This is a genomic window from Lentisphaerota bacterium, assembly GCA_016873675.1.
GTDB lineage: Bacteria > Verrucomicrobiota > Kiritimatiellia > RFP12 > JAAYNR01 > VGWG01.
In genome coordinates, this window is sequence record VGWG01000002.1 from 1 (window position 1) to 14,022 (window position 14,022).

General features: G+C 65.3%; 12 protein-coding genes. 4 read left to right on the top strand and 8 right to left on the bottom strand.

The features are described from left to right. The 8 genes from FJ222_00350 to FJ222_00385 form a co-directional block, all read right to left on the bottom strand. The coding region (locus tag FJ222_00350) for a hypothetical protein (protein ID MBM4162889.1) at nucleotides 1-273 on the bottom strand (273 nt) is incomplete at its 3' end. A 4-nt stretch (nucleotides 274-277) separates the two neighbouring features. Next, on the bottom strand, nucleotides 278-1,165 hold the full coding sequence (folD, locus tag FJ222_00355; protein ID MBM4162890.1) for a bifunctional methylenetetrahydrofolate dehydrogenase/methenyltetrahydrofolate cyclohydrolase FolD: 888 nt from the start codon (nucleotides 1,163-1,165) through the stop codon (nucleotides 278-280). Between the two features lie 121 nt (nucleotides 1,166-1,286). After that, complete coding sequence (locus tag FJ222_00360; GenBank protein MBM4162891.1) at nucleotides 1,287-1,460, bottom strand: 4Fe-4S dicluster domain-containing protein; 174 nt, start codon at nucleotides 1,458-1,460, stop codon at nucleotides 1,287-1,289. Between the two features lie 994 nt (nucleotides 1,461-2,454). Further along, nucleotides 2,455-4,455 (bottom strand): DUF2075 domain-containing protein, encoded by a 2,001-nt coding sequence (locus FJ222_00365; protein MBM4162892.1) that lies wholly within the window; start codon nucleotides 4,453-4,455, stop codon nucleotides 2,455-2,457. Between the two features lie 68 nt (nucleotides 4,456-4,523). Continuing rightward, nucleotides 4,524-5,306 carry a hypothetical protein gene (locus tag FJ222_00370; protein ID MBM4162893.1) on the bottom strand — a complete coding sequence of 261 codons (783 nt, stop codon included), beginning with the start codon at nucleotides 5,304-5,306 and terminating at the stop codon, nucleotides 4,524-4,526. 108 nt (nucleotides 5,307-5,414) lie between these two features. Next, nucleotides 5,415-6,278 carry a hypothetical protein gene (locus tag FJ222_00375; protein ID MBM4162894.1) on the bottom strand — a complete coding sequence of 288 codons (864 nt, stop codon included), beginning with the start codon at nucleotides 6,276-6,278 and terminating at the stop codon, nucleotides 5,415-5,417. A gap of 189 nt (nucleotides 6,279-6,467) precedes the next feature. After that, complete coding sequence (locus tag FJ222_00380) at nucleotides 6,468-7,139, bottom strand: four helix bundle protein (protein ID MBM4162895.1); 672 nt, start codon at nucleotides 7,137-7,139, stop codon at nucleotides 6,468-6,470. A 641-nt stretch (nucleotides 7,140-7,780) separates the two neighbouring features. Then, nucleotides 7,781-8,524 (bottom strand): rRNA pseudouridine synthase, encoded by a 744-nt coding sequence (locus FJ222_00385; protein MBM4162896.1) that lies wholly within the window; start codon nucleotides 8,522-8,524, stop codon nucleotides 7,781-7,783. A 155-nt stretch (nucleotides 8,525-8,679) separates the two neighbouring features. Here FJ222_00385 and polA point away from each other — a divergent pair, with 155 nt between their 5' ends. The 4 genes from polA (at nucleotide 8,680) to FJ222_00405 (ending at nucleotide 14,017) form a co-directional block, all read left to right on the top strand. Continuing rightward, a complete protein-coding gene (polA, locus tag FJ222_00390; protein MBM4162897.1) occupies nucleotides 8,680-11,397 on the top strand; it encodes a DNA polymerase I in 2,718 nt (905 codons plus the stop codon). Nucleotides 11,398-11,459: 62 nt separating this feature from the next. Beyond that, nucleotides 11,460-11,621 carry a rubredoxin gene (locus FJ222_00395; GenBank protein MBM4162898.1) on the top strand — a complete coding sequence of 54 codons (162 nt, stop codon included), beginning with the start codon at nucleotides 11,460-11,462 and terminating at the stop codon, nucleotides 11,619-11,621. A gap of 5 nt (nucleotides 11,622-11,626) precedes the next feature. Beyond that, nucleotides 11,627-12,868 carry a class I SAM-dependent RNA methyltransferase gene (locus FJ222_00400; GenBank protein ID MBM4162899.1) on the top strand — a complete coding sequence of 414 codons (1,242 nt, stop codon included), beginning with the start codon at nucleotides 11,627-11,629 and terminating at the stop codon, nucleotides 12,866-12,868. Nucleotides 12,869-12,874: 6 nt separating this feature from the next. Then, a complete protein-coding gene (locus FJ222_00405; GenBank protein ID MBM4162900.1) occupies nucleotides 12,875-14,017 on the top strand; it encodes a glycosyltransferase family 4 protein in 1,143 nt (380 codons plus the stop codon). Nucleotides 14,018-14,022 lie beyond the last annotated feature (5 nt).

Here is a 14,022-nt window from a genome sequence, read left to right on the forward strand (position 1 = left end):
GGCGAGAGCAACGATCACGGCGGCCTGGCGCACCAGCGCGGGGGTCAGCAACCGGCTGCGGTGGGCGGAGAGATCGCCGCCGGCATCGCGCAGCGCGGCGACGGCGCCGCCGCTGGCGGGCAGCCCGGGAATGGCGCACAGCCCCGCCGACGCGACCTCCCATCCGGCGTCCGCCCCGAGCGCCTGCCGCAGCAACGCCTCGGCCATGGGACTGCGGCAGGTGTTGCCGGTGCAGACGAAGAGCACGAGGCGTTGGGCCGGTCTGGGTGACATGGGGTTACCGTGAGGCGGCCCGGCGGGCCGATTCCAAGGTGTTGTGAAGCAGCATGGTGATGGTCATGGGGCCGACGCCGCCGGGAACGGGCGTGATCCGCCCGGCGGTCTCGCAGGCCGAGGCGAAATCCACGTCGCCGACGAGCCGAAAGCCGTTGCGCGCCGCCGCATCGGGGATGCGGTTGACACCCACGTCAATCACCGTCGCGCCCGGTTTGATCATGCTCCCGGTGACCGTTCCGGCGCGGCCGGCGGCGACCACGAGGATGTCGGCCTGGCGGGTGAAGGAGGCGAGATCGCGCGTGCCGGTGTGACAAACCGTGACCGTCGCATTGCCGCCGGGGGCCTTGCGCATCAGCAGGTGCGCCACCGGCTTGCCGACGATGTTCGAGCGTCCGATCACCACGGCATGACGGCCTGAGGTCTCGATGCCGCTGCGGACGAGAAGTTGGATGATGCCGTGCGGGGTGCAGGGGAGGTAGCATGGCTCGTCGATAAGCATCCGCCCGATGTTCACCGGCGTGAAGCCGTCCACGTCCTTGGCCGGCGCGATGGCGTTGATCACCGCCTTTTCGTCAATGTGGCGCGGCAGCGGGAGTTGGACGAGGATGCCGTGGATGCGCGGGTCGGCGTTCATGCGGCCGACCTCGGCCAACACGGCGGCTTGCGAGCTGTCCGCCGGAAGCCGACGATCCTCCGAATACATCCCCGCCTCGACGCAGGCTTTCTCCTTGGCTGTCACGTACGAGGCCGACGCGGGATCCTGGCCGACCAGAATCACGCCCAGCCCCGGCGTCACCCCCGTACGGGTCTTCAGCTCCTGCACCTGGCGCGCGATCTCCGCGCGCATCTCCGCCGCCGCCTGCTTGCCGTCAAGGATGATTGCGCCCATAAGACCTTTCGGAAGGTAAAAGCCGGTGCGCTTGCCGGACCGCTCCTGCCGGTGCGGCAGGGGTGGAATTCAGAAGCCAGTGTTCACAGGCAGAGCCGCCGCCGCCGGCGGGAAAGACGCCTCACGCGCCGGGTTCGATCGCGTCGCTCGGGCAGGCGCCCGTGCAAGCGCCGCAGTCCACGCAGGTGTCGGGGTCGATCACATACTTGGGGTCGCCCTCGCTGATCGCTTCAACCGGGCAGGAGTCCTTGCACGCGCCGCAGCGGGTGCACTTGTCGGTAATGACGTAGGCCATGATAGTGTTTCCTTTATTTGTCCCGAGCCGCCGATCCGGTCCCGCAGACAAACACGGGACACCCTGTGACGTGGGAAGGGACACATGATACCCGAAGCGCCGGCTGCGGGCAAGCAGAGGATTTTTCGTGTGTGTGTGTGGGGGTGCGTGGGTGTGTGATCGGGTAGGGCAGCGGCGTCCCGCCGCGCCGCGGGCGAATGGAGAAGTGTGTGGGTGTGGGAGTGCGTGGGTGTGTGATCGGGTAGGGCGGCGGCGTCCCGCCGCGCCGCGGGCGAATGGAGAAGTGTGTGGGTGTGGGAGTGCGTGGGTGTGTGATCGGGTAGGGCGGCGGCGTCCCGCCGCGCCGCGGGCGAATGGAGAAGTGTGTGGGTGTGGGAGTGCGTGGGTGTGTGATCGGGTAGGGCGACGGCGTCCCGCCGCGCCGCGGGCGAATGGAGAAGTGTGTGGGTGTGGGAGTGCGTGGGTGTGTGATCGGGTAGGGCGGCGGCGTCCCGCCGCGCCGCAGGCGAATGGAGGGGTGAGTGGGCGTGTGTGCGTGGGTGTGTGATCGGGTAGGGCGACGGCGTCCCGCCGCGCCGCAGGCGAATGGAGGGGTGAGTGGGCGTGTCGCTAACCGACCACCGTCACGTCGTCGTCTCCTCGCGCCTGGCGAGCACCAGGTCGCGTCCGGCGGCGGGAAATGGAACCATCGGCGTCGGTATCGGTATCACTATCCAGGAAAACACCGGAATTTCGACCCCGACTCCGACACCGACCCCGATGGCCCACGCGCCTCATAATGAGAATTGCTGCAAAGCATCACGCCTGCACAAACTCCTTCCTCATCCCCTCGCGCTCGCCCTGCGGCAGGGTGGGGAAGTTCCGTCCGTTGTCGGGCTGCGTGCCGGATCAGGTGGCGGCGCCCCCGCCGTGGGCAAAAGGGGAAGTATGTGCGTGTGCGGGTGTGAGGGCGCGTGGCAAGGAAGGCCCGCCCCTTGGCGGGCCTTCCGTTCTGTCAGGCAAGCACCGGAATACCCAGGCTGGCCAGATACTCAAAGGTTCGGTCATAGTGTTCTGGAATGCGCGTGGGGTCGCTCTCTTCGCCCGGCGGGATGAAGATGACCATGCCTTGCCGCGCTCGGGTGAGAAGAACGCGGTACGCGTTGCGGAGGTAGTTCCGGCGATCCTCCTTATGCACGCTCTGCCACCGATCGCCGCGGAATGTGTGGTAGCCCCAGCCTGATCCCAAGAACCGGAGGTCGGCGTCCCAGTTCACGCAGACCCAGTCCAGTTCAAGGCCCTGAATGTCGAACTGCGACGCGGCATCCTCAAGATAAAGACTCGAACGCGTGTCGCGCCTGTCGTCGAGGAACCAGTGGACCGGGTCAATGCTCACGCGGACATCAATAGCGTGTGGCTTCAGCCGCTGAGCCTCGGAGGATGCGACCATTCCGAAACGCTCGGTTCCCCGCGCTCGCTGCCGGATCCAGGTCTTGGCCTGCTCGATGTCACGGGTGAGCGCGATGGGATAACGTTGGCGCAACTTCGCGAACGCTTCTCGCGCCCTCTCGATCTCACAATCCAGCACAGCCTTGACGAACGCCGACACGTTTTCGGCGCGGAACGAGCGCATGGAGACGGCCAGATGGAGCGCGCCATCGAAGTGCGTGTCGGGTCTTGATCGCACGGCGTCGATGGCCTGTCCGGCGGCGTATTCGCTGTCCGTCAGTTCCTGTGAGATGTAGACATGCCACCAGGGGAACGACGTGTTGATGGCTTCGAGCCATGCGCCAATGCCGGCCTCGCCCGTGTTGATCTCCTGCCCGCCTCCCACCAAGCAGACAACGACCGCCCAATCCTCGTGCCGGTCCAGGTACGATATCAGGAACTCCGGCTCCGACCGGGTAAAGCCCTGCACCTTCTTCTTCCGGTGCATGAACGCCGAGGTCTGTGCCGTGTTCCACGCCCTTTGCGCCTCGTCGAAGATCACGACATGATCTATCGGCGGGGTCGTCTCGCGAAGCGCCTCGTCGCGGAAGTGGTGGACGTTCTGAATGAACGCCTTGACGCATTCGTACACCTTCCCCTTGCGAACCTTCTCGCCGCCTGACCTTTTGCGCGCCACTTCATCGCGTGTCAGCGCCTCACGCAGAACGGCAACCAGAGGGCCATTGCCGGACAGGAAGACCGCGTGGGTTGGGCGTGTGGTATCCCGCCGCTTTGTGGCGACGTTGAGACCCACGAGGGTCTTGCCCGCCCCCGGCACGCCCGTCACGAAACAGATGATCTTGGTCCGCGACGCGCGGGCCTGCTCGACCAGTTCCTCGATTCGGGTTGAAGTCACTTGCAGATTCCGGGCGCCAGCATCGTGGCGGGCGATGGCATCCACCGAGTGCTGGGCATAGAGCGATTGGGCCGCCTCGATGATCGTGGGTGTGGGATGGTATGACGCCGCACCCCACTGAACTCCATCCAGCGGCACACCCGGATGCTCTCTTAACCCCGAGGCAATGATGCCCCGGAGCCCCTGACTGTTTGACTGTACAGGCGGATAGACCTGATCCTCATGCGGCGGCGGCAAGCCCCAATCGCCCGCAGGCGCTTCAGTCGCCACCAGAATCGGCATAATCGAGACGGCGTGGCTGGCCTCGTGGAAGTTCTTTAGGTCCAGAGCGTAGTCCCAGACCTGATCCAGATCGGCGCGAGTGAAATGCTTCTCGCCGACCTTGAACTCGATCACGAAGACCATCGCCCCGGCCACCACCACGGCGTCAATCCGCTTCCCCATGCGTGGGATATTGAACTCCAGGAACAGTGTCCCGTCGAGTCCCTGGAGCGAATCTTTTAGAATCGCGAACTCCTGAAGCCACGCGTCCCGTTGCGGCGGTTCAACTGCCATCTCGCTGTTGGCCAATAGCACGCCGAGAACCGTTTCCGGGGTCGATGTCAAAAATACGGTGATCGGCGCGCTGTAGTAGGCGCGTGGCAGGAGCGAAGTTTGGTTGATCTCCGTCATGGGTCTTTGGCACTGCTTGGTCGGCATCTGCGCCAATCGGCGAATGGTAACCCTTCAGCCCTTCTCCCTTACTCCCAGGGATGCCGCTCTTTCCAGTCGTCGATAATGGAAAGTGCGTGCAGTTCGCTTATGGTGCCAGCATCGACGAGCACGTTCAACGCTCCAGTCGCGTTAGAACGGCTGTCCGTGCGCTTGGCGAAGTTCAGCAAGAATTGTTCGATCTCGTCCGGAACAGGTGCGCTTTCCCGCGCCTTGAAATACTCCTCCAGAAAAACGATCGCGCCTCGCGCCTCAAGCCGGCGGTCCCGCTTCAGCGCGGCCAGCGCCAGCGGCACGGACGACGGGATGTCAAAGAACCACCCGGCGGAACCGAGAATCTGGAATGCCCCCACACGGCGCATGCCGGCGAACGGGTCGCGCGACCGTGTGTACGCAAAGCAGTCAAGGGCATACGTACAGATATCGCGCATGATCGTACATGGCGCTTCGAGATCGGCCGGACAACCGGCACACTCAGGGAATACCAGGAACTGGTTGAGACCGGCGGCGTCGAACGCGTTCCCGCAGTTACGGACGACGTGGTCGAGATGCTCCATCAGCTTCTCTTCCGCTGTGGCCCGCCCCGGTCCGCCGGCATCCCTGGCCAGTCGTGTGACGTCGATGAGATCCCATGCCTTCTGCACGTCCAGAGCCACTTCATCCATGAACACGTAGAGGTTCATCGCGGCATGATGAAGCACAATATCCCGGTCGTTCAGGTCGGGCGCCGCCAGAATACGGCGCAAGTCGGCAAGCGCAGGTTCGTACTTGCGTTGCGTCTCGATGTAAAGATCCTTGGGGCGGCGGCTCATGCAGACACACACTCATGTTGTGAAGATGCAGCAGGATACCCCATCCATCGGTCGCAGACAAGAAAGAACGAAAACCGTTGCTTCACCATTCATGGCGCCCGCACGGCGTTACCGTCGTTCAAAGCACGTGTCGCGGTGGTAGGCCAGGTAGCTCTTCGATTGGAGGGGGACGCGCCGCAGATGCATGTCTTCCGTGACGTACATCCGTCGTTGGTCATCCTTGCTCCAGAGGTTTGAGATGATCACACCGCCATCGTCACGGAAGGAGATCAACCCTTGATCAAACAACGCGTCAAGGTTCGGAACGAGGAGAAGCCCGTTGTAGTGATCCGCCTTTTCGTGCGGCACCGCTTCCGCCCACGGCTTGATATGGGCGGCGACAAGCACTCGGTGTTCCTGCACACCGGTCACCGCACAGGAGCCATCCCAGAGCCGCAGCACGTTCCCGCGAAAAATGCGCTGGACGATGCCGCGCCGGCTGGCGACAATTTTGCGATCAATCGCGCAAAGAGCGTGCGTGCTGACGGTCTTGTAGTCCGCGCCCTCTTCGGCGACCTCCGAGGCTAACGCTGGGATGACCTGCTCTCGGGCAACAACCGCAAACGTGAACTTGCTGGGGCGATCAACCCTGGGCTCACACCCAAGCAAGATGATCCGGCCGTGGTAGATGAAGGGGCTGTGATGCCGCTGCCGGTAAAAAAGGTGAATCTCATCCCCGCGCTCGGACGCCGCCATAATACGAGCATCCGAGCGGTGTCCTGACTCACCTTCCCAGAAAAGCAAGTCCTCTTGGATGAAATCATCGTACGGCGTCAGGCACAGTTGTTTCTCGTGGGTGACAAACAAGACGATGAGATCCTTCCCTCTCGGCGTAAAAACACCCCGGCTGATCGCCTGATATCCCTCCAACCCCCACATGCGCGCGAGCTGGGGGCGCTCGTAGGTCTGGCCTATTTGGAGTTCATCGAACATGGGGGTGATCCGGTCCTGCGGCAGCTTTTCCTTGGTTTCGGTTCGGTGCCAGCATACCGATTCCGCGCCGACACCGCCAACCTTTTCCGCACGGCGCGAGGCACGGACGGGCACGGACGGGCACGGACACGGCGCGAGACACGGACGAACACGGACCGCCACGGCGCAGGCGCGATCAGCGGTGTTGCGTCATGGCGCGTGTCTTCTGGCGCTGCGCACACGATACAACCGTTCCGTGAAACCGCCTTCCTTCTCGAAAGCGGCGGCCTGCGCCTCCAGTTGCCGGCCGATCAGGTGAATGCAGAGGTTGAGCAGGGAGAGTGCGCCGTTCGCGGCGCAGACGGCGGGAAACGCCGCGGCGCAAGACACGGACGAACACGGACCGCCACGGACAGCGACAGCGGCCCCTTTCGTGTCCGTCCGTGCTGGTCCGTGTCCGTCCGCGCCCTTCCGGGCCAGCTTCGACTCCGCTGCCACCCACGCCCGGAACTGTTCCAGCGTGGCGCATTGCAGCGCCTTGAAGCGCATCAGCGCCGGGTGCCGCAGCGGCCATTCGGGCAGGTCGCGGTGCTGCAGGAATTTCTTGAAGTCCCGTTCAAGCTCTTTGAGGCTGCCGCGGGCGATGCCGGTGAGTTTGATTTCGATCTTCCTGGAGACCGCCGAATCCATACTGCCTTCCTGCAGGTTCTGGCAGCCGCTCCGCGCCGCCTGCACCATCTGGTCGTGCGTGCGACTGCGCTTATCCACAAAGCGGTCGCAGAAGCGCACGGTCACGTCGTAGATCAGGTCGGCGAGCTGCCAGGACTTCGTGTGCTCGTAGCCGCCATGCTTCGGGATGAGTGTCTCAGGTTCAGGCGCCATGGAGGTCTCCTTTCGTGGACACGGACAAACACGGGCCGCCACGGACGTTGGCGGCGGCCGTATTCGTGTCCGTCCGTGTGCGCGGCCGCTCAGCGCTTTGTCCAGCCGCCCGGCAGGGTGACATGATGGCAAAAGCGCGCGCTCTTTGTCAACGCGCGCGACAACGCGCGCGGTAGTCGGTTAGCGACAGGGGGGGCAGTGCGTGGGTGTGTGAGCGCGAAGTGATCGGGTAGGGCAGCGGCGTCCCGCCGCGCCGCAGGCGAATGGGGAAGTGCGGGAGTGTGTGGGTGTGTGATCAGGTAAGGCAGCGGCGTCCCGCCGCGCCGCCGGCGAACGAATAAAGGCCTATATCGCTATCGGGACAATGCGGGATTTCGCTCCCGCCCCCGATGACCCACACACCCACACACTTTCCCATTCGCCCGCGGCGCGGCGGGACGCCGCTGCCCTACCGCGCTACCGCGCATTTCAGCATTTCAGTTTTCAGTTTTCAGCTTTTCTCTTCGGCGGGACGCCGCTGCCCTACCGCGCTACCGCGCATTTCAGCATTTCAGTTTTCAGTTTTCAGCTTTTCTCTTCGGCGGGACGCCGCTGCCCTACCGCGCTGCCGCGCATTTCAGCATTTCAGTTTTCAGCTTTTCTCAGGCGTCGAGCCGTTTCAGGTCGGCGGGGGTGAGGGCGCGCCAGGCGCCGGGCTTGAGCGCGGGCGCGGTGAGGCCGCCGATCGCGGTGCGGACGAGGCGGACAACGTGGAAGCCGGCGCGGGCGCAGAGGTGGCGGATCTGGCGGTTGCGGCCCTCGGAGAGGGTGATCGCCACGAGGTGGCAGGTGTCGCCGGCCGACAGGACGCGGACCCGGGCGGGGCGGGTGAGGTAGCCGTCGAGTTCGATCGGCTCGCCGAGGCTGCGGACGGCGGCGGCGGAGAGCCGGCCCACCACGGTCACCTCGTAGGTCTTGGTGTGGCCGTGGCGCGGGTGGGTCATCCGCTGGATGAACGCCCCGTCGTTGGAGAGGAGCAGCAGCCCCTCGCTCTCCTTGTCCAATCGCCCCACCGGCACGAGCCGCTCCGGGAGATCCACCAGCTCGCAGACCGACCGCCCCTGCGTCGTGTCGGTGCTGCAGACCACGCCCGGCGGCTTGTTGAGGAGGATGGTGCGCGGCCGTTCGACGGCCGGGAGCGGGGCGCCGTCCAGAAGGATGGCGTCACTTCCGGGATTGACACGGAAGCCCGGTTCTGTGATTGTTTCACCGTTGACGGTGACCCGGCCTGAGGCGATGATCCCGGCCGCATGACGGCGCGAGGCCACGCCGCTGCGGGCGAGGACGAGCTGGAGGCGGTCGGAACCGGCGGGACGCGGAGCATTATGCGGAGGAGTGTTGGGCATGGGTTTGTCGGACCGTGAGTATATGCGAGAACGGGGCGCCGTGTCGCCACAAAAACCGCGCGCGGGGTGGTGGGCGCGATTCCGCTTCTGGCTCTGGCGGCTGCGGACCGGGCGTTGAACCCTACTGAAGCGATGGGGCGGGAAGGGGTGACACCATGGGGCAGAAACTGTTTGTGATCGACGTCATGCCGATTCTCTATCGGGGGCATTTCGTTTTTCTCAAGAATCCGCAGCTGACCAGCACGGGGCTCAACACCTCGGCCTTGAACCTGTTCGCCACGACCGTCGCGCAGATCCTGTCGGAGCATGCGCCGTCCCATGTGGCGCTCGTGCTCGACTCGATCATGCCGACGTTCCGCCATCAGGAATACCCCGCCTACAAGGCCCAGCGGCAGAAGACGCCCGAGGACATCACTGCGGCCATGCCGATGGCGATCGAGCTGGCCGGGGCGCTGAAGATCCCGATGCTGCGGGTGGAGGGCTTCGAGGCCGACGACCTGATGGGGGCGCTGGCCGCATGCGCCAGCCGCGAAGGACTCGAGACGTATTTGGTCACGCCGGACAAGGACATCGCCCAGTTGGTCGACGCCACCACGCGCCTCTATCGGCCGGGCAAAGCTGGCGCAGGCCCCGAGATCTTGACCGTTGACGATGTGTGCAGGCACTGGGACATCGCCAGTCCGGCGCAGATGGTGGACTACCTGGGACTGGCGGGTGACGTGGCCGACAACATACCCGGCATCACCGGGGTTGGCGAGAAAACGGCTGTGGCGTTGCTCAAGCAATTTGGGTCGCTCGATGCGGTACTGGACGGGGTTGCGGCCATTAAGGGCAAGCTGGCCGAGAAGGTCGCGGCAGGCCGCGAGCAGGCGCTGATCAGCCGGCGGCTGGCCACGATCCGGCGCGATGTGCCGCTGCCGGTGACGCTGGCGGATCTGGCTCGACGCGAACCCAACCGGGAGGCGCTGCACGCTGTCCTGGCGAAATACGAGCTGCTGCAGGCCGGCCAGCGCCTGCTGGGCGGCGAGGCCGTCGCGCGGGCACCCCAGGCGGAGGTCCGCACGATCCGCGATACGCCCCATGCCTACACCTGCGCGAGCGGCGAAGCCGAGGTGGCGGCGTTGATCGAAGAACTCCGCGCGGCGCCGCTGTGGGCCTTCGACACCGAAACCACGGGTTTGGAGGCTTGGGAAACGGAACTGGTCGGCATCTCCTTCTCGACGCGGGCGGGGACGGGTTGGTATCTGCCCGTTTCTGCCGAACCGGCGGCGCGGGAGGCGCTGCTGGCCCGGTTCCGTCCGCTCTTTGAAGATGCATCCAAGACGCGGATCGGCCACAACGCCAAGTTTGATCTCACCGTGCTGCGGCATCACGGCATTCGCGTGGCTGGCACGCTGCACGACACGCTGCTGACGCATTACGTGCTTGACGCGGCCGAGCGGCACGGGCTGGACTACCTCTCCAAGCAATACCTCGGCTACGATCCCATTCCGATCACGGCGCTGATTGGCGAGCGCGGCCCCGCGCAGATCACGATGCGCGAGGTGCCTCTGGAACAGGCGGCGGAGTATGCGGCCGAGGACGCCGACATTGCCCTGCGGTTGCATGAGCATTTGCGGCCTCTGGCCGACGCGGCGGGGTGCGCGCGGGTGTTGCAGGCGAGCGAGGAGCCGCTGATTGCGGTATTGATCGCGATGGAGGCCGAGGGTATCCGCGTCGATCCCGCCGCCCTCAAGGCCTGCGGCCGTGAACTGGAGCGCGATCTGCTGGAACTGGAGCTGAAGATCCGCGAGTATGCGGGCGGCGGCAGCTTCAACCTCGCCTCTCCCAAGCAAATGGGCGAACTGCTGTTTGGCCAGCTCAAGCTCGACCCCGACGCCAAGCGGACCACATCGGGGCAATATGCGACCGACGAGGACACCCTGCTCAAGCTGGCGGGGAAGCATCCGATCGTGGAGCTCATTCTCGATCACCGCGCCTGCAGCAAGCTGAAGAGCACCTATGTCGACAAGCTTCCCGAAAGCATCCATCCACAAACCGGGCGCATCCATACCACCTTCAGTCAGGCGATGACTGAGACCGGACGGCTCTCGTCGGTGAACCCCAACCTGCAAAACATCCCGATTCGCACGGCGCGGGGGCGGCGCGTGCGAGCCGCGTTTGTGCCGCGGGACGCCGGGCACGTGCTGCTCTCGGCCGACTACTCGCAGGTCGAACTGCGGGTGATGGCGGCGATGAGCGGCGACCGCGGGATGATCGAGGCGTTTGCGCGGGGGGCCGACATCCACACCGAGACCGCCGCGCGGGTGCATGGCATCCTGCCGGCGCTCGTGACGGCCGAGATGCGGTCACAGGCCAAGATGGTCAACTTCGGCATCATCTACGGAATCAGCGCCTTTGGTCTGTCGCAGCGGCTGGGCATCCCGCGCAAGCAGGCCGCCGAGTTGATCGAGCACTATTTCGAGCAGTATCCCGGCGTCAAGACCTACATGGACGCCACCATCGCCTTTGCGCGCGAGCACGGCTATGTTGCGACGCATCTCGGCCGCCGCCGCTGGCTGCGCGACATCACCTCGCGCAATGCGACGTCGCGTCAGGCGGCCGAGCGCAACGCGATCAACACGCCGATCCAGGGGACGGCGGCCGACCTGATCAAGCTGGCGATGGTGCGGATTCAGCACGAGATCGAAGTCCGCCGGTTGCGGGCTCGAATGGTGCTTCAGGTCCATGATGAGCTGGTTTTCGACGTGCCGCGCGAGGAGATTGAGGCGGTCCGGACGCTCGTCACGGAGGCGATGCGCAACGCCCTCGACCTCGGCGTGCCGCTCGATGTCGAGATCGGCGTCGGAGAAAACTGGCTGGAAGCGCATTGACTGCGCAATTGTTTCCGGGCACACGGCGTGATATACTGGCGCCCAAGAAAGGAAACGGACCTATGAAGAAGTATGTGTGCAATGTGTGCGGCTATGTGTATGACCCCCTCACGGGCGATCCGGACCACGGCGTGGCTCCCGGAACGGCTTTTCCAGATATTCCCAGCGACTGGACCTGCCCCGAATGCGGTGTTGGCAAGGATGACTTTTCAATTCAGGAGTAGCACGGATGGATATCGGGCAGCAGGTTGACTTGGAGATCACCTCGTTGGTTTACCGTGGAAACGGGCTGGCCCGCAAGGATGGCTTGGTTGTTTTTGTCCCGCATGTTGCGCCTGGTGAACGTGTCACGGCCGAGATCGTGCGGGTGCGCAAAAATTACGCCGAGGCGCGCCTGGTGGCGGTGTACGCATCGTCTCCCGACCGCATTTCGCCCTGCTGCATCCGTTCCGACGGCACATCGGTGCCCGGTTGCGTGTACGACCATCTCGCCTATCCGGCCGAGGTGGCGGTCAAGAACGGGCAGTTGCTTGATATGCTGCGGCGGCTGCCCGGGTGCGCTGGGGTGGAGGCCGATCCGCCCTTTGCCTCGCCGCTGTCGCTCCATTACCGCAACAAGATCGTGCTGCACGCGCGGCGGCCGCGAGGGACGCCTGCCGAGACTCTGGGCGAGCCGCCGATTCTCGGTTATCTGGCGGAGGACAATCGGACGGTGATCGACATCCCGCAGTGTCCGCTCGCCCGCGCGCCGATCAACGAGGCGCTGGCGCGCTTCCGAGACGGCCCGTCGTTCCGGCAACTGGCGCATGGCGATGACGTGACCTTCCGGTGGACATCGGCGGACGGTGTCAAGTCCTGGGTCGGGCGTCCGCCCAAAGATCTGACGCTCACCGAGACGAGCCCGGCGGGGCCGCTGACGGTTCCCGCCGACGGGTTCTACCAGGTCAATCCCGAGGTCGGCTATGCGCTCGTCCGCCAGATCGCCGAGTGGTATGCGGCGGCGCGGCCCGGGGTGTGCGACGTGCTCGACCTGTATTGCGGCGTCGGGGTGTTCGGACTGGCGTGCGCCGCCGTGGGCGCGCGGAACCTGCTCGGCGTCGAGTCGGGTCGGGGCGCCGTCGCTGCAGCGCAGGCCAATGCGGCCGCGCTGAATCTCGCGGGCGCATTCCATTGCGTGTCGGTGGCGCAGGCCGCCAGCCAGCGATTTGGCGGGATTGACTGTGCGCAGGCCGTGGTGATTGCCGACCCACCGCGGGACGGATTCGAGCCCAAGGTTGCCGCCGCGCTGGTGCGGGCAAGCCCGGCGCGCATCTTCTACGTCTCGTGCGACCCGGCCACCCTGTGCCGGGATTTGAAGACGCTGCTGGCCGGCGGCTACCGGATATCCGGCGTCCGGATGTTCGACATGTTCCCGCGGACCGCGCACTTTGAATCGGCTGTGGCGCTGACGCGCGCGCCAGCCTGTGGATGAGACGCCATGCGTATTTTGTTTGATGCCCGCACCGCCACGCGCCATTTTCCAGGAGTGAGCCGCTACGTGTGCTGTCTGACGGAGGCCCTGCTCCGCAAGCTTGCGCCGGAGGACCGGCTGATCGTGCTGGTGCCGCCCAACCGGCGCTTGCGGCTGCCCGAGAGTCGGCGGCTGATCCGCCGCCGCTCGCTGACCGGCGCGCTTTCGCCGTTTGGCGGCGGGCACATGTCGCGTCAGATCAGTCGCGGACATCCGGACCTGCTTCACGCCCCGTTTCCGCTCACGCCGTTGATCACGCGGAAGCCTCTGGTCGTGACGGTGCATGATCTCGTGGCGCTGAACCGTCCGGGCGCCGGGGCGCTGGCCGCCAAATTGGCCTGGTGGACGATCGGGCGCTTCATGCTCGCGCGCGCCGACCGGATCATCGCCGTTTCGCAAGCCGTCGCCGATGCGTGCGGCAAGCGTTTCGGTCCGGCTGTGGCGGCCAAGATAGCGGTTGTGCGTCATGGCGTGGACCCCCATTTCCGGCCCGTTTCTGCGGCGGAACGGAAGGCGTTCTGCGAGCGCCACATGATCCCGGATCGCTATTTTCTTTACGTCGGCAGCGACCGCCCCCATAAGAACATCGGCGTCCTGTTGCAGATGCTCGCCACGTCGCACGAGACGGCGATGCTGCCGCTGGTAATCGCCGGTCTGCAGTCCGACACCGCCGGGTTGCGTGGGGAGGTGGCGCGGCTACGGCTGGACGGCCGGGTCTTCTGGATTGGGGAAGTGCCCGAGGCGGAAATGCCCGCCCTTTACGGCGCGGCCCGCGTGCTGCTTTTTCCCAGCGTGGACGAAGGTTTCGGGCTGCCCGTGCTCGAAGCCATGGCGTGCGGGACGCCGGTGATCGGATCGGCGATTCCGTCCGTGCGCGAAGTGGGGGGGATCGCGGTGTGCGGGGTACACCCGTTGGACGCGGTCGAATGGCGCAAGGCGGCCTATCTGATGGTTGCCTCGCACGACTGGCACGAACAGGCGCGACAGCGCGGGCTGGCGCGTGCGTCCGAATTCACGTGGGGGCGGGCGGCTGACGAAACCCTCGCCGTCTACCGCGCCTGTTTGGGGCGATCGGCCAGGCAGACAGGTCTGGCATGCTCCGATCCCTGAATCCA